This is a genomic window from Dehalobacter sp. (assembly GCA_023667845.1).
Classification (GTDB): Bacteria; Bacillota; Desulfitobacteriia; order Desulfitobacteriales; family Syntrophobotulaceae; genus Dehalobacter.
The window spans coordinates 26,555-52,060 of sequence record JAMPIU010000182.1; the positions used below are offsets into that span (position 1 = coordinate 26,555).

The 25,506-nt window shown below is 45.2% G+C and carries 19 protein-coding genes, 1 other RNA gene and 1 pseudogene; 16 read left to right on the forward strand and 5 right to left on the reverse strand.

Going from position 1 to position 25,506, the window contains the following annotated elements:
• Positions 1–24 precede the first annotated feature (24 nt).
• From tpiA to NC238_15305, 8 genes are all read left to right on the forward strand, one after another.
• Positions 25–789 carry a triose-phosphate isomerase gene (gene tpiA, locus NC238_15270; protein MCM1567268.1) on the forward strand — a complete coding sequence of 255 codons (765 nt, stop codon included), beginning with the start codon at positions 25–27 and terminating at the stop codon, positions 787–789.
• Between the two features lie 5 nt (positions 790–794).
• Positions 795–2,345, forward strand: coding sequence for a 2,3-bisphosphoglycerate-independent phosphoglycerate mutase (gpmI, locus tag NC238_15275; GenBank protein ID MCM1567269.1), 1,551 nt, complete (start codon positions 795–797; stop codon positions 2,343–2,345).
• 100 nt (positions 2,346–2,445) lie between these two features.
• Positions 2,446–3,720: a phosphopyruvate hydratase gene (gene eno / locus NC238_15280; protein MCM1567270.1), complete on the forward strand. Its 1,275-nt coding sequence runs from the start codon at positions 2,446–2,448 to the stop codon at positions 3,718–3,720.
• Positions 3,721–3,939: 219 nt separating this feature from the next.
• Entirely contained in the window at positions 3,940–4,170 is a 231-nt protein-coding gene (gene secG, locus NC238_15285) for a preprotein translocase subunit SecG (protein MCM1567271.1), read from the forward strand.
• 129 nt (positions 4,171–4,299) lie between these two features.
• A complete protein-coding gene (locus NC238_15290; GenBank protein MCM1567272.1) occupies positions 4,300–6,309 on the forward strand; it encodes a sodium-translocating pyrophosphatase in 2,010 nt (669 codons plus the stop codon).
• 244 nt (positions 6,310–6,553) lie between these two features.
• Entirely contained in the window at positions 6,554–7,318 is a 765-nt protein-coding gene (locus NC238_15295; protein ID MCM1567273.1) for an alpha/beta fold hydrolase, read from the forward strand.
• A 108-nt stretch (positions 7,319–7,426) separates the two neighbouring features.
• Positions 7,427–7,891: an SsrA-binding protein SmpB gene (gene smpB, locus NC238_15300; protein ID MCM1567274.1), complete on the forward strand. Its 465-nt coding sequence runs from the start codon at positions 7,427–7,429 to the stop codon at positions 7,889–7,891.
• Between the two features lie 22 nt (positions 7,892–7,913).
• Positions 7,914–8,903 (forward strand): DUF4003 domain-containing protein, encoded by a 990-nt coding sequence (locus tag NC238_15305; GenBank protein MCM1567275.1) that lies wholly within the window; start codon positions 7,914–7,916, stop codon positions 8,901–8,903.
• Here NC238_15305 and NC238_15310 read toward each other — a convergent pair.
• Positions 8,900–10,342 (reverse strand): PIG-L family deacetylase, encoded by a 1,443-nt coding sequence (locus NC238_15310; protein ID MCM1567276.1) that lies wholly within the window; start codon positions 10,340–10,342, stop codon positions 8,900–8,902. The two genes, NC238_15305 and NC238_15310, sit on opposite strands and share 4 nt — an antisense overlap.
• A 444-nt stretch (positions 10,343–10,786) precedes the next feature.
• Between NC238_15310 and ssrA the strand changes: the two genes are divergently transcribed.
• The 4 genes from ssrA (at position 10,787) to ltrA (ending at position 14,166) form a co-directional block, all read left to right on the forward strand.
• Positions 10,787–11,139: a transfer-messenger RNA gene (gene ssrA / locus NC238_15315) on the forward strand.
• A gap of 782 nt (positions 11,140–11,921) precedes the next feature.
• Positions 11,922–12,257 (forward strand): hypothetical protein, encoded by a 336-nt coding sequence (locus NC238_15320; protein MCM1567277.1) that lies wholly within the window; start codon positions 11,922–11,924, stop codon positions 12,255–12,257.
• A gap of 219 nt (positions 12,258–12,476) precedes the next feature.
• Positions 12,477–12,683 (forward strand): hypothetical protein, encoded by a 207-nt coding sequence (locus tag NC238_15325; GenBank protein ID MCM1567278.1) that lies wholly within the window; start codon positions 12,477–12,479, stop codon positions 12,681–12,683.
• 136 nt (positions 12,684–12,819) lie between these two features.
• Complete coding sequence (gene ltrA / locus NC238_15330) at positions 12,820–14,166, forward strand: group II intron reverse transcriptase/maturase (GenBank protein MCM1567279.1); 1,347 nt, start codon at positions 12,820–12,822, stop codon at positions 14,164–14,166.
• Positions 14,167–14,557: 391 nt separating this feature from the next.
• On the opposite strand, the pseudogene NC238_15335 reads toward ltrA, so the two are convergent.
• Positions 14,558–14,716 (reverse strand): annotated as a pseudogene (locus NC238_15335) (IS3 family transposase).
• 185 nt (positions 14,717–14,901) lie between these two features.
• Between NC238_15335 and NC238_15340 the strand changes: the two are divergent.
• Both NC238_15340 and NC238_15345 read left to right on the forward strand, forming a co-directional pair.
• A complete protein-coding gene (locus NC238_15340) occupies positions 14,902–16,929 on the forward strand; it encodes a phosphodiester glycosidase family protein (protein ID MCM1567280.1) in 2,028 nt (675 codons plus the stop codon).
• A gap of 177 nt (positions 16,930–17,106) precedes the next feature.
• Positions 17,107–18,045, forward strand: coding sequence for a DUF2935 domain-containing protein (locus NC238_15345; protein ID MCM1567281.1), 939 nt, complete (start codon positions 17,107–17,109; stop codon positions 18,043–18,045).
• Positions 18,046–18,169: 124 nt separating this feature from the next.
• Here NC238_15345 and NC238_15350 read toward each other — a convergent pair whose 3' ends face one another.
• The gene (locus NC238_15350) at positions 18,170–18,319 is read right to left on the reverse strand and encodes a hypothetical protein (GenBank protein ID MCM1567282.1); all 150 of its coding nucleotides are present in this window, start codon (positions 18,317–18,319) and stop codon (positions 18,170–18,172) included.
• A gap of 567 nt (positions 18,320–18,886) precedes the next feature.
• Positions 18,887–19,381 carry an HD domain-containing protein gene (locus NC238_15355; protein ID MCM1567283.1) on the reverse strand — a complete coding sequence of 165 codons (495 nt, stop codon included), beginning with the start codon at positions 19,379–19,381 and terminating at the stop codon, positions 18,887–18,889.
• Positions 19,382–19,715: 334 nt separating this feature from the next.
• Here NC238_15355 and NC238_15360 point away from each other — a divergent pair, with 334 nt between their 5' ends.
• On the forward strand, positions 19,716–23,504 hold the full coding sequence (locus tag NC238_15360) for a phosphoribosylformylglycinamidine synthase (GenBank protein ID MCM1567284.1): 3,789 nt from the start codon (positions 19,716–19,718) through the stop codon (positions 23,502–23,504).
• 147 nt (positions 23,505–23,651) lie between these two features.
• Here the strand turns inward: NC238_15360 and NC238_15365 are convergent, their stop codons facing one another.
• Positions 23,652–24,008, reverse strand: a complete 357-nt coding sequence (locus tag NC238_15365; GenBank protein ID MCM1567285.1) for a NusG domain II-containing protein — start codon at positions 24,006–24,008, stop codon at positions 23,652–23,654.
• 449 nt (positions 24,009–24,457) lie between these two features.
• Here NC238_15365 and fba point away from each other — a divergent pair, with 449 nt between their 5' ends.
• The gene (gene fba, locus NC238_15370; protein ID MCM1567286.1) at positions 24,458–25,384 is read left to right on the forward strand and encodes a class II fructose-1,6-bisphosphate aldolase; all 927 of its coding nucleotides are present in this window, start codon (positions 24,458–24,460) and stop codon (positions 25,382–25,384) included.
• Positions 25,385–25,506 lie beyond the last annotated feature (122 nt).

Here is a 25,506-nt window from a genome sequence, read left to right on the forward strand (position 1 = left end):
AAAAAGCTATGGGAGGGGTCTCTGATGACAAGAAAGCCGATCATTGCAGGTAATTGGAAGATGTATAAGACGGTACAGGAAGCCAAAGATTTTGCCGCGGGACTGTTGGAAAATTTGGAGAAACTGGAAAATGGAACAAACGCGGAAATGGTAATTTGTGCACCGTTTACTGCGCTGGCTGCCTTAAAGGATGAACTTGAAGAGAGTATCATCCATATTGGCGCCCAAAATATGTATTATGAGACACAAGGCGCGTATACCGGAGAGATATCGCCGCTTATGCTGACAGAGCTAGCCTGTACCTATGTGATTATCGGCCACTCGGAACGCAGGGAATATTTTAAAGAAGATGACGCGCTTATAGCAAGAAAAGTTAAGACCGCACTGGACTTTGGACTGACGCCAATTCTGTGTGTCGGTGAGAACTTGGCTTTGAGAGAAGCAGGTCAGGCCCTAGTCTTTGTGCAAGGGCAGGTTGAGAATGCCCTCAGGGAGTTGAGTCCTGAAGCAATCAGAAAGATTGTTGTTGCATATGAACCCATTTGGGCTATCGGAACAGGCAGGACAGCCTCTCCGCAGGATGCCCAGGAAATGTGTGCCGCAATCCGTACCACCCTGGCGAGGCTCTCCGCTGAAGCCGCTCAGGAAATACGAATTTTATACGGTGGAAGTGTCAAGGGTTCCAATATCGCCGAACTGATGGATCAGCCGGATATTGATGGTGCGCTGGTCGGTGGAGCAAGTCTGGACTTCCTTGGATTTACTGAACTGATTGGCAGCGTGAGGTGATTTTGATGTCCGAGGCAACAGGGAGGCCGCTCCTGCTGATGATCCTGGACGGTTGGGGCTGTAGCAAAGAAAAGAATGGAAATGCAACGCTGCTTGCAAAGATCCCGAATTTTTCCCGTTTGCAGGAAAGTTATCCACATACTCTTCTTAACGCTTCGGGTGCTGCAGTGGGATTGCCGGAAGGACAAATGGGCAATTCGGAGGTCGGCCACTTAAACATTGGCGCCGGCCGGGTCGTCTATCAGGAACTGACACGGATCTTCAAGGCAATGGACGAAGGAGACCTTGTCAAGAATGAAGTGCTGCGCGAAGCAATGACCCGAGCCAGGGATTCCGGAAAAGCTTTTCACTTGCTGGGGCTGCTTTCGGACGGTGGTGTCCATTCCCATATCCGTCATTTGTTTGCATTACTGGACATGGCGGTTGAGGCCGGCGTAGAGAAGATTTATATTCATCCGGTTCTTGACGGCAGAGATGTTCTTCCCCAAAGCGCCAAGGAATTTATTCGGCAGCTGGAAAATAAACTGAAACAGCTTGGCAGAGGAAAAATTGCTACAGTTAGTGGGCGTTATTATGTGATGGACAGAGATAAGCGCTGGGACAGAGTGGAGAAAGCATATAAAGCCCTTGTAGCCGGAGAGGGGCCGATGGCCTGTAATGCTCTGGCAGCTGTAGAGAATGCTTATGACAAAAAGATTGTCGATGAGTTTGTTGACCCGACCGTAATCACGGATGAATCAGGCCGTCCAGTGGCGGTCATTGAAAACGACGACAGTGTGCTTTTCTTTAATTTTCGGGCAGACCGGGCCAGAGAAATTACCCGGGCGTTTATTGAAGAAAATTTTGAAGGTTTTATACGGACAAACCGTCCCCGGGTGCATTATGTCTGCCTTACCGAGTACGATGCCAGCTTTGACTGTCCGGTGGTTTTTCCGCCGCAAAACCTCGAAAATACACTTGGCGAGGCTCTGGCAGCCAAAGGTCTAAGGCAGCTTCGCATCGCTGAAACAGAAAAATATGCGCATGTAACATTCTTTTTCAATGGTGGGATAGAGGAACCTGAAGATGGAGAAGACCGCTGTCTGATTCCGTCACCGGGAGTGCCTACCTACAACCTGCAGCCGGAAATGAGCGCCTATGGCATCACCGAGGCCCTGCTTAGCAAAGTGCGGGAAGATCAATATGATGTAATTGTTTTAAATTTTGCTAACGCCGATATGATCGGACATACCGGATATCTTCTAGCGGCAGTCAAGGCCTTGGAAGCTGTCGATGTTTGTATCGGGAAGATCGTTGATGCAGTTCAGGCCAAAGGCGGGACTGTGTTAATTACTTCGGACCATGGAAATGCTGAGTGCATGATTGATCAGGAAACAAATTCACCGTTTACAGCGCATACGACCAATAAGGTACCGTTCATTCTGGTGAATGATACGTATAAAGACCGTACCCTCCGGGAGGGAGGAAGTCTCTGCGATATTGCACCGACAATGCTGAAGCTGCTGAAGCTTGATATTCCGGCGGAAATGACCGGTAAATCCTTGCTTTTATACTAGTATCCATGGCAAACAAACAAACCCAGGTGTATACCCAGTACCAAGGTACTAGCAATAGCGTATGCCCAAAAAAATCAAAAAAAATGAAGGAGTGACTATGATGAGTTTTATTGACCAGGTAATTGCACGGGAAATCCTTGATTCCAGAGGTTTTCCGACTGTTGAAGTAGATGTTGTGCTGGAAGACGGCACCATGGGGCGGGCTGCTGTGCCGTCCGGCGCTTCCACCGGAGCTTTTGAGGCTCTGGAACTGCGCGACGGGGACAAGAACCGTTATCTTGGCAAAGGCGTTCTTCAGGCGGTTGACAATGTCAATGACGTGATTGGTCTGGAAATGGAAGGACTCAATGTCTTTGATCAGCCGGGGATCGATCGGACGCTTCAAGAGATCGACGGAACGGAAACCAAGAGCAAGCTTGGAGCTAATGCCATTCTGGGCGTATCGTTGGCTGCAGCCAGAGCGGCCTCTCTTTATCTCGGCCTGCCGTTCTACCAGTATATCGGCGGCATTAATGCCAAGGAGCTTCCCGTGCCGATGATGAATATCCTGAACGGAGGCAAACATGCCGACAACAATGTGGATATTCAGGAATTTATGATTATGCCGGTCGGAGCAGCCAGCTTTGCCGAAGCGATGAGAATGGGCTCGGAAATATACCATACCCTTAAGAGCGTCTTAAAGGGGAAAGGTCTGGTAACCGCAATCGGAGATGAAGGCGGCTTTGCGCCGAACCTTGCTTCCAACGCCGAAGCTTTGGAAGTCATTGTCGATGCCATTCAAAAAGCCGGCTACAAACCTGGCGAAGAGGTTACACTGGCGATTGATGCAGCGGCTACCGAAATGTATAAAAACGGCCTATATGTTCTGGAAGGCGAAGGATTGACGAAAACCGCGGACGAAATGATCGCCTACTATGAAGACTTATGCAGCAAATTTCCGATTGTCTCGATAGAAGACGGTCTGTCAGAGGAAGACTGGGACGGCTGGGCTAAACTCACCCAACGGCTCGGCAACAGAATCCAGCTTGTCGGGGACGATTTGTTTGTTACGAATCCAACGCGGCTTAGCCGGGGAATTCAGGCGAAGTGCGGGAATTCCATCTTAATCAAGCTGAATCAGATTGGCACCCTGACCGAAACCCTCGATACGATCGAGATAGCTAAAAGAGCCGGCTATACCACGGTTATTTCCCATCGGTCCGGAGAAACAGAAGATGTCTCTTTGGCCCATATTGCCGTAGCAGTCAATGCTGGACAGCTGAAAACAGGCGCGCCGGCTCGTACGGACCGTTTGGTTAAATATAATGAACTTCTCCGGATTGAGGAAGAACTCGGGTTAACCGCTATCTACAAAGGCAGAGCCGTGCTGAAATAGTCAGTCCTGGGTCCATCCACAATCGGCTATGGGCATTCCATCCGCAATAATCGGCCATTCAGGCCGTATTCCCTTGCGTCAACACTGGGGCTGTGCTAAAATAGCAATACTGACCATAATCAGACAAACATGCTATTTTATGCCGACCAGGGAAACATATGCTGTAAATAGTTAAAGCCGGGTAAAATAACGGTTTAAACCTTTGAGGGAGGTGAAAATATGACAATAGCAATCGTTGTAATTTTAATTATCAGTTCTCTCGGGTTAATCGCCACAGTTCTGCTGCAGCCAGGAAAAAGCGCTGGTCTTTCCGGTTCGATCACCGGAGCGGGTGAGCAATTTTTCGGTAAGGCTGCCAAAGGAAAGGAAGGCTTATTCGCCAAATTTGGTGTTGTATTTGCCGTTTTGTTCCTTGTAAGTTCGCTAGGGCTGACCATGTTTTTAAAATAAGATAACAGCAAGATCCCGTGACCTGCAGATTTATCCGTAATTGTGCGGATTATTCGGTATAAAATAAGGTCAACACACCAGGCTGCGTGGAACATACTTCGTGTGGTTATTTATTAGGAGGTAGTAGGAATGGATTTCTCACAGATACCCTTAGTGGGTGTAGGAGCAGGAATTATCGGACTGCTCATGGCATTGTTTTTTGCAAAAAGTGTACTTAAGGAAAGCGCCGGAAATGACAAAATGAAAGAAATTTCCAAAGCGATTCAAGTTGGCGCGATGGCTTATCTAAACCGTCAATACAGAACGCTTATTCCGATTGTTATCATTATTTTTATTGCTTTATTTGCGTTAAAAGGTAACGCTGCGGCACCACTGTCCTTCTTGGTTGGTGCAGTAGCTTCAGGTGCTGCAGGTTATGTCGGCATGGGGATTACGACCAGAGCCAATGCCCGTACAACAGAAGCTGCCCGTACCAGTTTGAACAAAGCACTCGGCGTGTCATTCCGTGCAGGCGCAGTTATGGGATTTTCGGTGGCTGGTCTGGGTCTGTTAGGTGTTGCCGGGCTGTTTATGATCTTTGGTGATGCTGAAACCATCAACTCCTTTGCTTTTGGCGCAAGTGCGATTGCACTGTTTGCCCGTGTCGGTGGAGGTATCTTTACCAAGGCTGCTGACGTTGGAGCGGACCTTGTAGGGAAGGTTGAAGCCGGAATTCCTGAAGATGATCCGCGTAACCCGGCAGTTATTGCTGATAATGTCGGTGACAACGTTGGTGATACAGCAGGTATGGGTGCCGACTTGTTTGAATCTTATGCTGCAACCGCCATTTCCGGCATGCTGATCGGCTTTTCGGTCTTCGGCGGTCATGGCATTGGCGAGTCTATCTTCCTGATTATCGGTGCGATCGGTATTCTTGCCTCGATTATTGCCAGCTTCTTTGTGCGCACAGGAGAAAAGGCCAATCCACAGATGGCTCTGAACATGGGCCTTTGGGGAACAAATGTGATTACAGCTATTGGTTCTTTTGCCGCAGTCCATCTGCTGATGCCGGCAACTTATGTCACAGAATCCGGACTCGTACTCACACCAAACAGGATATTTTTAGCCATTATCTGCGGTCTTGCAGTAAATATTATCATTGGTTTGATCACGGAGTACTACACATCCAATGAAAAGAAACCGGCTCAGTCGATTGCCAAGGCCTCCGAAACCGGAGCAGCTACGAACATCATTACGGGTTTGGCTGTCGGTCTAAAAAGTACAGCTTTGCCGGTCATTACGATTTGTGCTGCGATCCTGGTGGCTTATCAGGTTGCGGGTATATATGGCATTGCGATGGCTGCAATGGCGATGCTTTCCACAGCGGGAATCATCGTTGCGATTGACTCTTTCGGACCGGTGGCTGACAATGCCGGCGGTATTGCCGAAATGGCTGAACTCGATCCGAGTGTGCGTAAAACAACAGATAAACTTGACGCTGTTGGAAATACCACAGCTGCCGTAGCTAAAGGCTTCGCGATTGGATCAGCTGCAATTACCGCGCTGGCTCTGTTCAACGCGTTTGCTGAACTTGCCGACCTTCAGGTCATTGACATTCTTGTGCCGACGACGATTGTCGGTCTATTTATTGGTGCTGCCCTGCCGTTCCTGTTCTCCGCTTTTGCGATGCAGGCGGTCGGAAGAGCTGCGTTTGACATGATTGCTGAAGTCCGCCGTCAGTTCAGAGAAATCCCCGGACTGATGGAAGGCAAAGCGAAACCTGATTATGCAGCCTGCGTTGATATTTCGACCAAAGCGGCAATCAGACAAATGATCGCTCCAGGTTTACTGGCCGTATGCACACCGGTACTTGTTGGATTTATTTTAGGCAAGAGCGCCATGGGTGGAATGCTCGCAGGCGGTACATTTGCCGGCTTCCTGATGGCCGTATTCATGGCCAACGCCGGCGGGGCCTGGGACAATGCCAAGAAATATATTGAATCCGGACATCATGGCGGCAAGGGGACTCCTGCTCACGCTGCAGCTGTTATCGGCGACACCGTTGGCGATCCGTTCAAAGATACTGCCGGTCCTTCCCTGAATGCTTTGATTAAGGTTATGGGAACAATTTCCCTGATCATCGCTCCTTTCCTTCGCTAAGAGGTTAGGTCCGTCCAAACATCGTTTTCAAGTGAAATATATGGAGATGCCTTTAAAGCATCTCCATTTCTATTTTCGTATGAACTTTATTTATCCTAATAAATCATTTTATTTATTCTTTAAGACTATCAGCGAAGCTTATTTACCATCATAAAATCAAAGACATTGCATTCAGTAAAAAAATCTGTTTAAATAAACCGATAAGGACATTATTGCCTGATGTTGGTAAGTGGAAGGGAGAAGTATGTTTACACGAGAAGAGCTGATCAAACCTTTTTACTTTTCAGGCGGAAGCACGGCGATCCTTCTGATTCACGGCTTTACAGCCTGCCCGATTGATATGAAGCCACTTGGCGAGAGATTGAAAAATTGGGGATATACAGTCCAGGCCCCGCTTCTGCCCGGCCATGGAACTTCAATAGAAGACTTGAAGAAGACATCCTGGCAGGATTGGGAGCGAGCTGTTGCCGAAGCAGCTGAGCAATTAAAGAAAACGTGTCAGAGAGTCCTTGCCATTGGACATTCCATGGGCGGATTGCTGGCACTATCTCTGGCAGCTCAGGGCAGGATCGACGGTGCAGTCTCCATCAATGCCCCGATTATTTATGTTGATGAAAAGCTGCATCAGGCCGAAAGCTTGATAGGAAAAATAGAATATGTTGGCAAGCCGCATAAAACCGCTGAGATCAGCCTGAACAGCGAGGGAATCCCACATTTTTCCTATATTCAGGTACCGGTAATATCATTTATTTCCTTAAACCAAGCCATTGAACGAATGAAAGGAAAGTTGCCCCAAATTAGCTGTCCGACGCTTATGGTCCAGAGCATGGCTGACGGGACAGTCCATCCGTCCAGCGGCGAATTTATTCAGAAGAGCATCGGAGACCGTTATTGCGATGCAGTTTACTGGAAAGATGAGGACCACTATCTGCCGTTGAGCGCAGCGCGGGACGAATTGGCCCAAAAAATACGGGAATTTATAGAAAAGCGTCAGCTGCTGGTCCCATAGGTCGGTTTACTGATTTTTTCTCAAAATAATCTCAAGGAAATACCCATTGCCTGAGCGGTCAACAACGGGTAATATTATTAATAGATAAAGCAGCGAGGTGGAAATAAATTGGCTGAGGGAATTAAGGTCATCGCTGAAAACAGAAAAGCCAGGCACGATTTCTTTGTCGAGGACAGTTATGAAGCCGGGATCATCTTAACGGGGACCGAGATAAAGTCAATCCGGGCCGGCCGTGTGAATCTCAAAGACAGTTATGCTGAGATTATCAAGGGTGAGGTCTGGCTAAATCAGATGCATATCAGCCCGTATGAACAAGGGAACAGGTTCAACCATGATCCGCTGCGGAAGAGAAAACTGCTGCTTAATCGCACCGAGATTATTAAGATGGGGGATAAGGTCAAACTACAGGGAATGACCCTTGTCCCGTTAAAGATTTATCTCAAGCACGGCATGGCCAAAATTGAACTTGGGCTGTGCAAAGGCAAAAAAACTTATGACAAGCGGGATGATCTGGCCGAGCGGGATGCCAAAAGGCAAATGGAACGGGATTTAAGAGACAGAAACAAGGGTTAGTTCGGGGAAAGGGGATGGGGAAATGGACAGCAATCTACGAAAAAAAGCTGAAAGTCTGATCAATATCTATCAGCAGGTTGCCAAAGATTTTCGCTGGAAAAATTCAAGCAGTATCAATACGCTGATTGCTTTGTCTTATGTAACCAAAGACAAGGCTTATGACAGGAAAGAAATCGAAAGGGTCAATGACTATATCAAAAAGAATTTGGGTTCTTTTTCGAGTTTCAGACAAAGATCCATTCTGTATTCAGCCTTGCTGCTCGTCAATTCTCCCGATCCGGAAACAAAACTGGATATCCTTCTTGCTTATGATGAGAAACTCAAAGAAAACGGGTTTCGCAGTTACACATACAGGCCGGTGACTGCCTATACACTGTTCTTGAATTGCGAACCGCGCAAAGCCGATATTCGGATTGCCAAAGCCTATGAGATTTTCACCGAAATGAAGAAACATCACCCCTGGCTGACTTCCGGTGATGATTATGCTGTCTCAATCCTGCTTGCAGCTTCGGATAAACCCGTACAGAGTATCATAGCCAAAATGGAAGAGCTGTACAAAGAACTTCATGAATGTGGTTTTAGCCGTGGAAACGGGCTCCAATTCTTGTCGCACATCTTAAGTCTGAGCGAGGAGAACAGTAAGGCTAAAGCTGCAAGATGCCGCATCCTGTATGATTTCTTCGGTCAAAATAAATTAAAAGTCTACGCCAATAACTATGGAACACTCGGTCTGCTTACCTTGCTTGAAGATAAAAGCCAGAGAGCTGCGCGTGAGGTGCTCGGAATGAGTGAAGTTCTCCGAGAAGACCGAAATATCCGCTGGCTGGGCAAGGAGACTATTTTTCTTACAGCAGCGTCGCTCGTTTCTTGCACGATGTTGGAAAGCCTCAAAAACAGCAATGATGTGATCTATACCAATGCTTTTGTGACAATTGAAGCACTCATCGCAGCTCAAAATGCAGCAATGATCGGCGCTGCGTGTGCCGCAACGGCTGCATCCAGCGGTAGCTAGCGTGTATCGATCATCCGCCAGGCAGTTTTGTCTATCAGGTGGCTATTAAAAGCAGACTCCGCATCCATAAAGACATGATCATAATGGCCAAATTCTAATTGCTGAAATGCTGATTGATTAATAATAAGGTGAGACATACCGCCCTGATTTGAAACATAAATATTTGCAGTCTCCCTTGTGATTGTATTTGTAGTTGGGTCCTGCGCATAGACCTCATTTCCTTTGACGATGAGGGTCAGGTGCGAGGACTTTTCTTTATTGATAAAGACCAGATTATAACGATATTCATTTAATTCCTTAATCATTTTTTGATCTGTTTGTATCATAAGATGCAAATTGCCTTCCTTGGAGATTTCTGCATAGACAGCTAAGATATCTCCTCCTTTGTCCACATCCAAAAGCAGTTTATCCTGAACAGGGTCCTGAATCAATATATTGCCGGCATTTGGCGTAATGTCCGAATCTATATGCATGCCGCTGATTAGTTTAGCATCTGTATACTGACCGAATAATTCGCTCTGCTTTTCAAAACAGGACATCTGGAATCCCAGTGTTTTTTGCTGCGAATGATACAGCTTGATCGCATCGGTCTTTAATCTTATTTCCTGATCAGTTAGATCGAGTGTATACCACTTGGTACCGGTTTTAAGCAGTTTGGCCGGTGGCGCAAGATCCCTTTTATGCTGTGAGCCGGCTTCCGGGCTAGGCCATAAACCGCGGTGAATTAGATAAAGCCACTCTTTCTGCGGAGAATAGTTCAGCACAGTCAGCGTATATTTCGTGAAAGCATTGGTAGCCCAATGATCCGGATGTTTATCATTCGGGTGCGGCATGACAATATCGGTTGGCTGAAAATCGTGAATGATCTGTGATAAATCAGCGACAACATTTTGCCCGCAATACAGGCGGTTTTTCTTAAAACTGTCGGTATAGGGTGACCGGTCTGCTTGGGTATAGGGACTGGTGTACGGACTCGTTGAATTCCAGTTGGAAGACCATAGTGAGGCAAGTCCGCCGTCAGGATAACCCAGGAAGATAATATCGCTTTCAGAAACTCCTGATGAATCCAGAGCTTTCACTGATTCCTGCTGGCGTGTATAGCCAAAATTGATATATTCTTTTGATGTAAGCGTTATCTTTGTATAGTCTAAATGGGCTGCAACCCTATAACCATCACCATTGGTCATAAGGACCACTTTTACTTTACCTCCGTTAGCCAGCGTCTTTTTGATGAGCATACCCGCCCCCAACGTCTCGTCATCGGGGTGCGGCGCAATAATCAGGACCCGGGAGCTCGCCCCAGGCGCATCGATATGTTCCGGAGTTGTGTTGACCATATAATTGGCAGCCATCTGATCGGATAGGATAAATACAAACGCGAATACAATAATCAGAGTCGAAGCAGCCAGGAGAATTCTTCTTTTCAAGATCTTTTTCATAATACCTCAGTTAAGCTCAGCAAAATTTGTGTTTAAGAATTTTTGCTCGAGTGATTTTATACAAATTTATAAGTCTCTATGGTTAAATTGCCACCTAATATTATACCTTAAAATAAGATGGTTAAAATAGATGAATGATAAAAATATAACAAATTGAAGTGATTTAAAAATTAACATTCTATATAAAATTCTGTATAAAGTGGTATTATTTCAGGATGGTGTATTAAAATAACAAAAACAAATGCAAGTAGAACTCAAAAAGATAAAGCATTTAAAAAAATAATTGTAATAAAAAAGTAATTAAAATTAAAAATAAGGTTTTATAAGCCTGAATCATGCTTATTAAGGAAGATGTTTATGTTTTCTTAACATTAAATAAAAATTTTTAAGTTGGTACTAGTCAAAATGTAGAGATATGGTATAATGATATCGCTACACTTTCTCGGGGGCGTTTTAGACTCGCTCGGGGGAGCAATGGCAAGAGTTGCGTGTCGAGATCCCGCTTGACCTCGTTAAACAGCGGACAAACAATAACTGACAAAACAAATTACGCTTTAGCAGCTTAAGCTGCTACATCCTGCCTTCTGTGTCTGCGGTGAAGAGTTCAGGGTGTCAAAACAGCAGGCTATCCTGTGAGACCACCGTCTGAGGTCAATCAGGTAAACTAATCAGACTGGCTTCAAAGGAATCCCGCTTTCAGGAGTCCCGCGAAGCGAGAATTAAAATGAGAGCTACACACGTAGATGCTTTTGGTATTGTCTTTCGATACAGGGGTGCAAGTCCCCTCGCCTCCACCAAAATTCGTCCAAAAACCTGCTATTCATGCGGGTTTCAGCGTTTTTACGAAGTAAATTTTAAACGGTTTTCTAACCGTTTTTTATTTTGAGCAGAAAATTGCAAACAAAGAAGGCCATCAAGCCTTCATTGCTGCCACCAATTTCTTTGTTTTGAACAAAGACAAGACGAGTGTGACAAACTCATATTGACGGCTTGTCCCAAAATCGACACCAGTGTCGATTTTGGGACAAGCCTAGTTATTGGATGCTTATCAGTGAGACTAATGTCGCAAAGAAGGAATTTATCAATTTGCCCAGAAATTACATTTATATCCATTGTATGACTGCTATTCATGAGTTTAACTTTTATATCCGGGAAATAGGCATGTGTCGGCTTATCTGGGATAAATAAAATGTGTCATTATTGATACTTTAATTGTGTTTCATATGTCTAAGTATTAATTAGATAATATAGAATTTTGCTCTCGAAACATGAATCTTTTGGTTTGCTGGTGCATTTTTTTATTTTTGGGAGGTGGAAACTTTGGATTTTATATTTATAGTACTTTTTATAATTTTTCTCGTTGACATTGTCTACTTTATTAGGAAAACTATAAACCAAAGAGAGAAGCAAATAACTCAGATGGATCAATTTATAGAGCTATATAAAAAAGCAAATGGATTGAATCCGCTTTCCATGCGCGATGAATGAATTGAATTATAAATAACATTAAAATAACAAAGAGAAGTGTTAAATGGAGAGATTGTCTGCACATATTTCTTTTTGAAAGAAGGTGTATCTCATGAAAATGGTACTTTTGCCCGAAACTCGTGCTGGGAAATGGTCAGTAGGGTTATTTATTGCTTTTATTGCTTTAGCTGTAGCAGGAAGTATATTTTCTTCCATGCAGGGGAATACGATTGAATATCCTAATCCAATCAATAGTCTATTTCTGGGAACTGTCATTTATCTTATGTTTTCAGCAATAATTATTGCTTCTGTCGTTGGACTAATAGGCGTCAAAAAACATAATGAACACTCTGTTTTGGTTTATCTATCAATTCTCCTTGGCATTGTATTTCTTATTGGTGTTTTAATGTTATTGATTGACAATATATTAGGACCACCAAACCAGTAAATATAATTTTTGACGTGAATGCATACTTTGTAACTTAGAAGTGTTGCAGGTGAATGTTCAAGGCACGCCGTCCATGGGTGCGCCACGAGGCGCACGAATACCAGTTGGTGAAAGTCCAACTCAACCAATAACCATTCAGTTGAAAGAGAATGAGGATATTACGACCAGTGATGGACGTAGTATAAGCCCTCAAACTCGAATAAGTGAGCCGTAACGGAAGTGAACAGGGTTAGCCTCGTTAGGCGCAAACTGCAGTCGGTCAAGCCTTCCATGGGGGAGAAACCTGCCATCGTACGGGAAGAAATGGTGAATGCACCGTATGAGACTGCCGGGGTTGTAACTGATGGCGCGCTTATAAAATGGCATTCGTGTGAACGTGGGAGGTCTCAGGTTTTAAGGCTGGTAACCCTAAACGGAAGTCTATAAGTCCAAGACGAAATGAGTTCCGGGAACCTGAGAAGTCGGATATGCCCATAGTAGCTGAGAACCTGAAGACAACACAACCTCAGGGAGCCAAGGGGCATTACCTCAAACAAGCTTTTAAAGAAAGGAGTAGTTCAGATTGGTCGATGACCTACAAATGAACCCGCGAACGCCAAAGAGCGACACGGAAAAGATACGAGACTTTCAGAGGAAGCTATATCTCAAAGCCAAGCAAGAAAAAGAATTTCGGTTTTACGTACTGTATGAGAAAATAAGAGAACCCCGATTTCTGAAAGAAGCCTACAGAAGAGTAAAAGTCAATAACGGAAGTCCCGGAGTAGATGGAGTAACATTTGAAGCCATCGAAAGAGATGGAGTCGAAAACCTTCTAGAGAGCATCAAGGAAGAACTGGAAAAGAGAACCTATCGACCCAGCCCGGTACTGCGGGTATACATTGAAAAAGCCAACGGCAAACTACGCCCCTTAGGAATTCCGACCATCAAAGACCGAATCGTACAGATGTCTTGCAAGATGGTAATAGAACCAATCTTCGAAGCAGATTTTGAAGACAGTTCCTATGGATTCCGTCCCAAGCGTTCAGCCCATGATGCAATAACAGCCATAAAAGAAAATATCCAAAAAGGAAACACAGAAATACTGGATGCTGATTTAAGCTCATACTTTGACACCATACCTCATGACAAACTAATGATACTAATAGGGAAAAGAATCAGCGACAGAAATGTATTGCATCTCATCAAAATGTGGCTCAAAGCGCCGGTAGTAGAAGATGGAAAACCCAAGGGAGGAAAGAAAAACAACCTGGGGACACCTCAAGGAGGAGTAATATCTCCGCTTCTGGCAAACATCTACTTGCATTTAGTCGACAAAATCGTCAACAAAAAGGGAGGAATCTTCGAACAAAATGGGGTAAAGATAATCCGTTATGCCGACGACTTTGTATTAATGGGAAAGCATATATCTAAACTGACTATTAAGACGCTAAAGAAGATACTGGAACGGATGGAGCTGACCCTGAACGAAGAAAAGACAAAAACACTTAATGTAAGGGAAGAAACTTTTGATTTCCTTGGCTTCACCATCGGATACAGAAAAGGCTTCAAGAACAAGAAATATTTGAGCATAACGCCGGGGCAGAAAGCGGAGAAAAAGTTCAGGAGAAACATAGACAAATATTTGAAAGAGCACATGAATGCAAACGATGCAGACCTAAGTAAAGGGCTAAATGAAAAGATACGGGGATGGGTAGGATATTTGACGATACCAGGAATAAGTCATACATCGAAGTCCCGAAGTAGCCTAAGCTATTATGTCGGGATAAAACTGGAATGGTACTTTCAAAGGAAAAGTCAACGAAGAAAGCGGCTCTCAAACCAAAGAGCAATCCATTACCTAACAAGACATTACGGGTTAATAAATATGGAAAAGGCTTCTTCAATGAAACCTGTGAATGCATTGAGATGAAGTTTGTTGGAAAGCCGTATGCGGGAAAACCGCACGTACGGTTTGACGAGGGGGAAAGGTCATAAGCCTTTCTCTACTCTACCGCGGGTGAAAGGAATTGATAGTATTCCTTCGCAGTAGTAGAATATAATAACTACAAGAGGTAAAATTATGAGGGATATTTAAATTTCGGAGGTGTAACGGTATGGCCTTGGGTATTATTCTTATTGTAGCTTCGCTTACAGGTTTAATTTACGGAATAATAAATAAGAAAAAACCCCTAATGGTATCTTCAGTTATTGCATTGATTATTATTGCAATCATTTGGATAGTATATTCGTATTTATACTCGATAAATCCTTATTAAAGGATTTGATTTATTAGAATAATCTGACGTTCAAGGCAGGCTGTGATATTGACTTCCTCCATCCGAGTGATGAATTAATCCCTCTCCTGGCCTATACCTTTTTAATGCGTTCCTTATAGCTTCCAGACACAGTTCTGTTCTCATAGGATCGGCTATTGCCCAGCCTACAATTTCTTTATGAAATAGATCCTTGATATAAGCGATACAATATTAGGCTGACATAGAGAATTATCTAAAAGGAAATAGAGAGAATTAAGCACAAGTTTGAAGATTATGAAGGATATAGCAAGCTTGAACGTAGCTAGGACAAGTCGTTTTTTTATGGGGTAGAATTCCAATTATCCGAATCGGTGCAAAGAACCCTGAGAAAATCTGAGAGGAGAACAGGGATGAGGGTAAAGAGATTATTGGTTGCGATTTTTACCCTGGCGCTGGTGTGTTGGCAGGCACCGACGGTCTGGGCCGACTCAAGCTCGGTGGTGAGCGCCGATAAGTCCGTCAGTATTGCCGGTCAATCCACCACAATTAAGGCGGTGCGCGCCGATCTGAATGATCCCAATATCCGTGTGCTTTCCGTGCCGGCAGGCAAAGTCGGCGATGTTAAGCCCTTCGAGCAGATCATCGGCAGCATAGACAAAAACAAGTATGAAGTATTGGCGGCAGTCAACGGCGCGTTCTTTGAGGCCTACAATGAAGGCAAGAAGCCCATAAACGGGACGTTGGTACATAACGGGGCGACGATGCACTATGAAACCAGCAGCATGATCGGTTTCGGCAGCGCCGGCGAAGCGCAGCTCGACAGGGTGGCTTTCAGGCAGTACGTCTATGTTGACGTTACCGGAGGCAATTACCTTTATAAACAACTCTTTTACTTACGCAACTGGAATGTCATCAGGCCAGCCGGCTACACGGGTTATCGCGAGGCAATGATCACCCCGGATTACGGTACGGAAACCGGGGACACAGATATGGTCTGTGTAGTGGTACGCAATGTCAAAGACGTGACGGACAACGAATATACAGCGGGTGGCGCGAAAGTTCTGCAGAAAGGTACTGTTACGGATATCAGCCAGGGCAATACGGCAATTCCGGCTGATGGATTTTTGTTGCTGATGCCGACTGACAGCGCCTACCGCCAGCTATTCCATGTTGGATCGACCATTGATTTTGTGCGGCAAGTATGGAATAGCCGCACCAATATAGATGATACGGCCGATTGGATAAATTTGACCAACATCACCGGCTGCGGCCCGAGCCTCATCTTGGATGGCCAGGTGACTGCCGATCCAGCCGGTGAGGGCTGGAACGACCCAAAACTCACCACGGCTGCCGGCAATCGCTCGTTCATCGGGCTGACGGCCGACAAACAATTGGTTTTCGGTACTACGTCAGGCCTTACGATCAAAAATTTGGCCCAGGTTGCCCAGGTGTATAACCTGACAGACGCTATGAATTTAGACGGCGGCGCCTCCAGCGCCCTGTGGCTGGGCGGCAAGACAATAACGCCCGCCGGGCGCCAACTCTCCAATATCATCGCCGTCGTACGACTGAAAGTTTCCGAGCCGGCCATGCCGGCGAGTGGAATCACTGCGGACAGATACATTGACGGGGGCAGTACGCCGGCTACCTCGGTAAAAGTGTCCCAAGAAGGATGGCTAAAGGCCGACTCAGTGGTCGTCGTCCCCGGAGAAAACAACCATTTGATCGACGCCCTGGCAGCAGCACCCTTGGTCGGCCAGGAGCAGGCGCCGATCCTTATGGTGGAAGGTGGCGTCCCGACGGCCGAAGTGATTGGTGAGATAAAACGGCTGGGAGCAGAAAGAGCTTACTGCATCGGCTTCCAAGCGGATGTCGTGTCTGAGAAATTGAAAGCAGCCATCCCCAATCTCGAGGCAAAAGTGCTGCAGGGGGAAGGGCGCGCGGAGACGGCGAACCTGGTAGGAGACGAAATTGTTGATCCACATGGGGTATTCCTCGTAGGTTTTGATGCTCTGGCCGACGCGGTGAGCGCCGGGCCCTACGCGGCGGCCAACGGATGGCTTATCCGCATAACGGACGGAGCCGGCGTCTATCATCCCGAAGCCTGGAGTTTACTAAAGGCTGGACTAGACGCCAATCATTTGGTTATCTTGGGCGGTACGTCCAGAGTCCAGGATACAAACGGATTCCGCCGCATGTCCGGCGTGGATCGCTACGTGACCAACCAGGATTTTAACGAGAAGATGGGGCTGGCGACCAGCAAGGTTTACTTTGCTGACGGCTACTCTTTGGCCGCAGCTCTGATGGTTGCGCCGTTGGCTGCCCAGAACAATTGCCCGGTTGTCCTGGCGGAAAAGAACGATCCGAACCAAGCCAGGTTTCCCGCCGGAGTCACTAACGACGCTGCTGTTATCGGCATTGGCTCGCCTGCCCGTTGACCTACGTTGATTAAATTATTGAGCATTTTAATAACCACTAAATGCTATGTTAACAGCATTTAGTGGTTTTGATTTTTGTGGATGCTGGAGACGTGAGTAGATTTCTAGAAATAATGGAATAAATGAGTTATTTTAAAAATACGTTTTAGCGTAAGAGTTAACGAAGGAGGGATTTAATTGAAAGCAATATTACTGCCTGGAGATTTTGTTCGGGAGTCCTTGGAATTACACCTGTTTTTTGGACGAATTATGAAGGAGCATTCCATATTTCTCGAAGCTGGTTTTGTGACGAAGGATGCAGCATTTGCGCAACAAGCAGATATGTTTAAGACCCAATTTGCTGAAGTATTAAGGGAGACTGTATTTTTGGCAAACGGGGTTGTCAGCGAAGAAACATTAAGATCAGGGGAATCAATAACAGATAAAACGCTACGAGCTGAACAAATTACAGAGGAGCTATCTGGGATCACTATCGAATCAGTTATTACAAATGAAGAATTCGGACTAACCCCAAATGGCGGAGTAAATCCAGCACAACTTGAGGCACAAGTCACTGCCTTAAATCAGAAAGCCATTGGTTTGACCAATGCTTTGGTCCAGTTTAAAACCAACATACTTAATGGAATGCTTCAATGTAAATTGTTCACTTTTAATTTTCCTTTATTAATAATCCATATCCGAAGAGAAGCATTATTTTACATAAATCATTTAGAGCGATTGCAAAGGCACATGGCGGTTGATTTTATTCAGGAGGCTATTGAAGAAGAAAAGTTCTGGAACAGGCAAATGGCGGAACACGCACAGTTTATTCGTCAATTATTAGATCCAACTGAATCTGGCCTAATTGTTAAAGCAGAAGGCTTTGACAAGCAATTCAATACACTTGAACAAAAGGTACCGGAAGCATCCTTAACTAAAACAGATATTAGCGGTTTAACACGGTCAACGATTACGGCGACCCGAGCATTTAGAGATTTTAAAGCAGCCGGTACAGAAGGGATACTAACGTGTAAGATAAAATCAATAATCATTCCACTCTTAGCAGATCATGTATTGAGAGAAGCTAATCATTACCTAAGAATATTAAACAGGTTAAAACGGGATTTACAGTTATAACACATTAGAATATTTCTAGGATTAGTTATTCTAGATCATTCCCGGATATTTCTTTTCCGCCCTTGCTCGCGCTAGAAGGGAAGAGTTCGTTAACTCTCCCCTTAATTGACATTCAAATATTCGTTTAGAAAATAACACCTAGAGCAATAAGAATTAAAATGGCGATAGCAATAATACCAACGCCAGCTCCACGACCGTCGTAGCCCATCATGGGCATGGGGTATGCCATTGTCGGGGATACTGTTCTGCAGCAGCAGCCACCTCTACCTAACATAAGAATTTCCCTCCTCTCATTTAATTAATTTTTAATTTAGAAAACGATGCCCAATGCAATCAACAGAAGAATGATAACAACAACAATAGCAATTCCTTCGAATCTTTCACGTTTTTCAGGGATAAAACCTTCGTAAGCCATTCTCGCACCTCCTCTTTATGGAAATTATATCCAATATAGTTATATGTTTTGTCCATAAGTTATGTTAATAATTGTCCATAAAAATCGATCAAGCTTATCATAGAAAACAGAGTGTTTGAATTGATATTAGATTATTATTTCTTATAGCATTGGGAAAACTTGTAATTCTAACATATTAGTTGCAACCACTGATCCTACTGTATCCTCCATAACGTTATTAGGCGGCAAAGCTATTGCTGTTGGGGATGGTCAGGTGGACAGTACCAAGTAATTAACCTAGGACAAAAAAATAAGCAAAGGTAAGCATAAGCTTTCCATAGTGGCATTAGAAGGATAAACCTTCCAATGCCACTATCCGTCGTAATTGGAGTGGATCCAATACCCCTCTGCTGAATGAGAATGATAGTACATTCTATGATCATCAAGCTATTTTGAAAAATATAGTTTGTCCAGGAATCTTCGTCCGGTTTCGGTCTTAAATATTTTCTCAGAAACATTTTGAATGGCGATCTCTGACAGGTCATCTTCAAAAGCATTAACAATGAAATCGGCCTCCACCAGTATCTGGTGATCAAGTCCGTCAATCTTATCATACGTATGGTGATGCGCAATCAGCCAGCAAATCCTATCAATGACCATGGGATCAAAGTTCAAATCTTCCAATAGCTTTCTGGCTTCAGGAGGCCCTTCGACTTGTTGGTGGCTTCCAGAAGCACTGTTGTATTTTTTCTCGCTGTTTTTTATCCCAATGTCATGAGTGACAGCCGCAATTTCAAGAATTTCCTGCGTGCTTTCATCCAGCCCTTCCAGCACGCCAATGGTCTTGGCAAAGCCATAGACCTTAATAAAATGGTTGATGCGCCGCGCGTCGCCCATAAAATAATTGATCATAGCGTTGATAACCTGCCCGATATGATTCATTTCGCACCTCCAGATTAAGCTGCCATGGTATTGGCCGCTGTCTTAGTCAATTCTACTATAAAATACATGTAAAAGAACTATTTTGAATAGGTAACTTTATAACTGCAGAACATTCTGTTTTCCCTTGACGGCCAGTCTTTTCGAATTATACTAATACTTAACGAATATATTCGACTCAATATGCGCAGCCATTCGGTATTTGTGCTGCGGATCACAAAATCGACGCAGTGGGCCTACCAATAAAACAGGTATTGTGATATGGTCTGCATGAGCGTAAAATGTACAAGACAGAAGTTAGAATTATGTTGCACACCAGAAATGGAGGTACTATATTTTGTTACAAGCTGTAAAAAGATTGTATGTCGAGAAAAAACAGGGGTTCAATATCGAAGCTCAGGGACTTTTTGCAGATCTTCGGGATAATTTAAGCATTGCAGGACTGCAGGGGGTCAGAACGATCAACCGCTATGATATTTCCGGGATTACCGATGAAAAATATGAGAAATCTCGTACAATTATTTTTGCCGAACTTCCCTTGGATATCCTTTACGAGGAAACGCTGGACATCTCGTCAGGGGACAGGGTTTTTGCGATGGAGTATCTGCCGGGCCAGTATGATCAACGGGCGGATTCGGCAGCCCAATGTATCCAGATGCTGACCCAGAAAGAGCGTCCGCTGATTGCTTCAGCCAAAGTGATTATCCTGGAAGGAAAACTATCTGATCAGGACTTTGCAAGAATCAAACAATACTGCATCAACCCGGTCGAATCGCGGGAAGCTTCGCTGGAAAAACCGCAGAGTCTGGAATTTGAAGCAGCAGAACCGGCTGACGTAGAAATTTTGGAAGAATTTATCACTAAAACACCGGAAGAAATCACTGTGATGCAGCAGCGCATGAATCTCGCCATGAGTGTCGAAGACTTGCTGTTCTGTCAGTCCTATTTCCGGGATACGGAAAAAAGAAACCCGACCATGACCGAAATTAAAACGATTGACACTTACTGGTCCGATCACTGCCGGCACACGACATTTCAGACTGAAATTGAAGAAGTCGATATCAAGGATGGAAATTTTTCCGGGCCTATCAAAACGGCTTTCGATTGCTATAGGGCTTCCAGGGCTAAGGTATATCAGGACAAGCTGCCCACTAAGGACATTTGTCTGATGGATATCGCTACAATGGGGATGAAAGAGCTCAAAATGGCAGGCCTGCTTAATGATCTCGATGAATCTGATGAAATCAATGCCTGCAGTATTGTTGTGACTGCCGAGGTGAACGGCCAGGAAGAAGAATGGCTGGTGATGTTTAAAAACGAAACGCATAATCACCCGACAGAAATCGAACCGTTTGGCGGTGCTGCCACCTGTCTGGGCGGTGCGATCCGAGACCCATTGTCAGGCCGGACCTATGTCTATCAGGCGATGCGGGTCACCGGCAGCGGCGATCCGCGGGTAAAGGTCGAAGATACTTTATCCGGTAAACTGCCTCAAAGAAAGATTACCACCGTTGCTGCAGCCGGATATAGTTCTTACGGCAATCAAATCGGACTGGCGACAGGTCAAGTTGCCGAAGTCTATGACGAAGGCTTTATCGCTAAAAGAATGGAGATCGGTGCGGTCATCGGTGCTGCCCCCAGAAAAAATATCATTCGCAAACCGCCTGAAGAGGGTGACGTGATTGTACTGGTTGGCGGCAGGACAGGCCGGGATGGCTGCGGCGGAGCGACGGGTTCTTCCAAAGAACATACGTTGGAATCGTTGATCAGCTGCGGTGCCGAAGTCCAGAAGGGCAATCCGCCGAATGAAAGAAAGATTCAGCGGCTGTTCCGCAATCCGGAGGCCAGTACGCTTATTAAAAAATGCAACGATTTTGGCGCCGGTGGTGTCTCTGTTGCCGTGGGGGAACTGACTGACGGCCTTGATATCTGTCTGGATGCCGTGCCAAAAAAATACGAAAGTCTGGATGGGACAGAACTGGCGATTTCCGAATCCCAGGAACGCATGGCTGTCGTCCTGGCAGCTGAGGATTGGGACAAATTCAAATGTCTGGCAACCGAAGAAAATCTTGAAGCAACCATTATTGCCCGGGTAACTGGCGATCATCGGCTTAAAATGTCCTGGCGGAGCAAGACGATCTTAGATCTCAGCCGTGACTTTCTGAATACCAACGGGGTCAAACAAAAGACGAAGGTTGAAGTGGCAGCACCGCTGGAAACGCAAAATTACTTTAACGCTATCCCCAGCCCAGTGGCCCGGGAACTGCCGGATTTACGTAAAGCCTGGAATGCTAATTTAGGCGATTTGAATGTCTGCAGTAAAAAGGGACTGATCGAGAGATTTGACAGTACGATCGGCGCGGCATCGGTACTCATGCCGTTAGGCGGAAAATACCAGCTGACTCCGGCTGAAGGCATGGTCGCCAAACTGCCGGTACTTGAAGGTGATACGACGACAGCTACGATCATGACGTATGGCTATAACCCGCAACTAGCCAAATGGAGCCCGTTTCACGGGGCTTTATATGCGGTGCTGGATGCCGTTACGAAAGCGGTGGCGATAGGCGGAGATTACCGCAAGATACGCCTTACCTTACAGGAGTATTTTGGCAAACTCAACGACGCCGGCAAATGGGGGCAACCTTTCAGTGCTTTATTGGGCGCTTATTATGCTCAAAAGCAGCTGGGTATTCCCGCTATAGGCGGAAAAGACAGTATGTCGGGCAGCTTTATGGAGCTGAATGTCCCGCCCACCCTGGTCGCATTTGCCGTTTGTACGGCAGATGCCCGCAAAGTTGTATCTCAGGAATTCAAACAGGCCGGAAGCAACGTTATCCTGCTGAAACTGGCCAGGGACGAACAGGAAATCCCTGACTTTACCATGGCGGCGAAAAACTTTGTAAAAGTCTCGGACTTGATTCAGTCAGGCTGTGTGCTCTCATCGCGTTCGGTCAGAATAGGCGGGATTGCCGGTGCTGTCAGCGAGATGGCTTTCGGCAATATGATTGGTTTTCATTTCAGCAAACAAATAGAGTCTTCAGACCTGTTTCGGACAGATTATGGTTCGATTCTGTTGGAATTGGATGACAAGGCTGATCTGCCTGCTCTGTTTAGCAGTGTCGAATACGAATTGCTCGGATGCACGCAGGAAAAACCAGTAATCGCTGTCAACGGAGTTGAATTGCTGTTGACGGATATGCTGGGCCAATGGGAAATGCCGCTGGAAAAAATCTTTCCAAGCAAGGTTGAGAATGACGAAAATACCGAAAAACCTCGGGCAGTCAGTTTTGACAAGCGCAGCACTTTTAGACCGGCGATTAAAGCAGCAAAACCACGGGTATTTATCCCTGTTTTTCCGGGGACAAACTGTGAATATGATTCTGCCAAAGCTTTCACGAAAGCCGGTGGTCTGGTCGAAACCATGGTCATTCGAAATCTCAGCCCTGCAGATATTGAAAGCTCGATCAAAGAAATGGTGAAAATCATCGATAACTCCCAGATCATCATGCTTTCAGGCGGTTTTAGCGCTGGAGACGAACCGGACGGATCGGGCAAATTTATTGCCACCTTGTTTAACAACCCACGCATCAAAGATGCCGTCATGAACCTTCTGAAACAGCGGGACGGTCTGATGCTCGGAATATGCAACGGCTTCCAGGCTTTGATCAAGCTGGGACTTGTCCCCTACGGGGAAATCAAAGAAATAAACGCAGAAGATCCTACGTTGACCTATAACAAGATCGGACGCCACGTTTCCTGCATGGCCCGGACCAAGGTTGTTTCCACACTTTCCCCCTGGTTTAGCGGTGTTGAATTGGGAGAGATTCACACGATTGCAGTTTCACACGGCGAAGGAAGATTTGTCGCGAGTCAGGAAGTCATCAGCAAGCTCATTCAGAATGGGCAGATCGCTACCCAATATGTCGATCTGAATGGAACGGTAAGTAACGATATCAAGGATAATCCGAATGGTTCCTTTGAAGCCATCGAAGGGATCACCAGTCCTGACGGACGGGTATTGGGTAAAATGGCGCATTCCGAACGGACCGGAACCGGTGTTGCTGTAAACGTTCCCGGCAACAAATACCAGCCCATTTTTGAGGGCGGCATCCGTTATTTCAATTAATAGTTCCGATCCAAATCATGTAGGCGCAACGACTATAGTTTCGATGCGCCCTCTCTGTCTGCAATACCCTAGAAAGAGAAAAGACGCCTCTATGAAATGAAGCGCCCTGTTTTGTTGCAGCATTTATTTTGGTAAATGAACACAAGTCTATTTCTTAATCTCGGTAATATTGACAATGGCTTTATTGGGCAGACAAACAGCATAATCCCCTGGGTTTTCCAGCCAGCCTGTCCGGACACAAATCTGGTCGGGACAGTTGGTTTCTTTAAATCTGATGCGGCCTTTTTCTACCAGAACAATCTCGTGGTACTTGCCCGGAAGGGTAATTTCCCGCGGTTCCTGGACCGCATTTAAATCAATACGTTCGATAAGCACGTTATTCTGTGTGATTTCGGCAAACCTGAGGTCTTTTTCATTTTGGGATTGATGGAATTTTATACTGCCTAAACCGATGAGCACGAGTAAGATTATGATGCCAACTAGGATAATATCATGTTTCTTCATGGTATTTGCAGGTCCTCCTTGAGCATTCTCCTTATGGATGTCTGACTGAACAGCACAAGAAAAACAGAACATAACTTTCTACATTCAAACATACTATAATTGATCAAGCAAAACAGTGTCAAGAGATGTCAAAAGGGAATCTGTCAAAATGGATTATTCGAAAAAATCAAAAGCATCTAAACACATATTCAGACGATGAGTGCCGGCTGTTTTGGATCAAATTCAATATGCCGATCATTGGGAACGATACCTTTAAGCATGGTATGACATATCGATATAATGAAAATGTAGGTAAATGATGTCGAATGAATAAGTAAGTTTATAAGGACTATTGAAGTTTGCAGGCAATTAATATAAACTTAAGCCGTCACTAAAACGGTAAAAATAATTTTCAACTGGGTAATACTATGCAAAAGCATACATATAAAAAATATCTGGAGGGAATTAATATGCCACTGGTAACTTCTGCTGAAATGTTTAAAAAAGTCTATGGGAAATGTGCTGTCGGAGCATTTAACGTTAACAATATGGAAATTATTCAGGGAATTGTTGATGCGGCGAAGGAAGAAAATGCACCTTTGATTTTACAGGTTTCTGCGGGTGCCCGGAAATATGCCAAACATATTTACTTAATGAAGCTGGTAGAGGCTGCAGTGGAGGATACCGGCTTGCCGATCTGCCTGCATTTGGATCACGGGGAAGACTTTGAGATTTGTAAGGCCTGTGTTGACGGCGGCTTCACTTCGGTGATGATCGATGGTTCTAAGCTGTCTTTTGCCGAAAATATTGCCGTTACCAAAAAGGTTGTAGAGTACGCCCATGCCAAAGGCGTCGTCGTGGAAGCCGAATTAGGCAGACTTGCCGGCATTGAAGATGCAGTAAATGTCAGCGTTAAGGACAGCAGCTATACGGATCCGGAGCAGGCTGCCGAATTTGTTCATAAAACTGGTTGTGATTCCCTGGCTGTTGCGATTGGCACCAGTCACGGAGCGTATAAGTTCAAGGGAGAAGCGATGCTTGATTTCGAGCGTCTTGAAAAGATAGCCTCTCTGCTTCCTGGCTTCCCATTAGTTTTACACGGCGCGTCCACGGTACTGCCGGAATTTGTGGCAAAATGCAACGAATATGGAGGAGATATCAAGGGAGCGCAGGGTGTCCCCGAAGATATGCTTCACAAGGCTGGGACCATGGGAGTCTGCAAAATAAATATTGATACCGATCTGCGCCTTGCCATGACGGCTTCAATCCGCGAGTATTTGGCGAATAGTCCTGCTGATTTTGACCCCCGTCAGTATCTAAAACCGGCTAGAGAAGCCATCAAAAATATGGTTAAGCATAAGATTGCTAATGTCTTAAACTGCAGTAATCAGCTCTAAGAATAGTATAGTGAGCGAACGACAAATAAAAGATTCCACTTAGCGGAAATACGAAATATTGCGAAAAAAGTAGACAGTTTAAGTCTGCTTTTTTATTTGATATAATGGAAAAAGGTATTTTG

Bases quoted from the DNA above. Each gene is read 5' to 3' on its own strand.
- tpiA (MCM1567268.1), top strand. From the start codon at position 25: ATGACAAGAAAGCCGATCATTGCAGGTAATTGGAAGATGTATAAGACG.
- gpmI (MCM1567269.1), top strand. From the start codon at position 795: ATGTCCGAGGCAACAGGGAGGCCGCTCCTGCTGATGATCCTGGACGGT.
- eno (MCM1567270.1), top strand. From the start codon at position 2,446: ATGAGTTTTATTGACCAGGTAATTGCACGGGAAATCCTTGATTCCAGA.
- secG (MCM1567271.1), top strand. From the start codon at position 3,940: ATGACAATAGCAATCGTTGTAATTTTAATTATCAGTTCTCTCGGGTTA.
- NC238_15290 (MCM1567272.1), top strand. From the start codon at position 4,300: ATGGATTTCTCACAGATACCCTTAGTGGGTGTAGGAGCAGGAATTATC.
- NC238_15295 (MCM1567273.1), top strand. From the start codon at position 6,554: ATGTTTACACGAGAAGAGCTGATCAAACCTTTTTACTTTTCAGGCGGA.
- NC238_15305 (MCM1567275.1), top strand. From the start codon at position 7,914: ATGGACAGCAATCTACGAAAAAAAGCTGAAAGTCTGATCAATATCTAT.
- NC238_15310 (MCM1567276.1), bottom strand. From the start codon at position 10,342: ATGAAAAAGATCTTGAAAAGAAGAATTCTCCTGGCTGCTTCGACTCTG.
- NC238_15320 (MCM1567277.1), top strand. From the start codon at position 11,922: ATGAAAATGGTACTTTTGCCCGAAACTCGTGCTGGGAAATGGTCAGTA.
- NC238_15340 (MCM1567280.1), top strand. From the start codon at position 14,902: ATGAGGGTAAAGAGATTATTGGTTGCGATTTTTACCCTGGCGCTGGTG.
- NC238_15350 (MCM1567282.1), bottom strand. From the start codon at position 18,319: ATGTTAGGTAGAGGTGGCTGCTGCTGCAGAACAGTATCCCCGACAATG.
- NC238_15355 (MCM1567283.1), bottom strand. From the start codon at position 19,381: ATGAATCATATCGGGCAGGTTATCAACGCTATGATCAATTATTTTATG.
- NC238_15365 (MCM1567285.1), bottom strand. From the start codon at position 24,008: ATGAAGAAACATGATATTATCCTAGTTGGCATCATAATCTTACTCGTG.
- fba (MCM1567286.1), top strand. From the start codon at position 24,458: ATGCCACTGGTAACTTCTGCTGAAATGTTTAAAAAAGTCTATGGGAAA.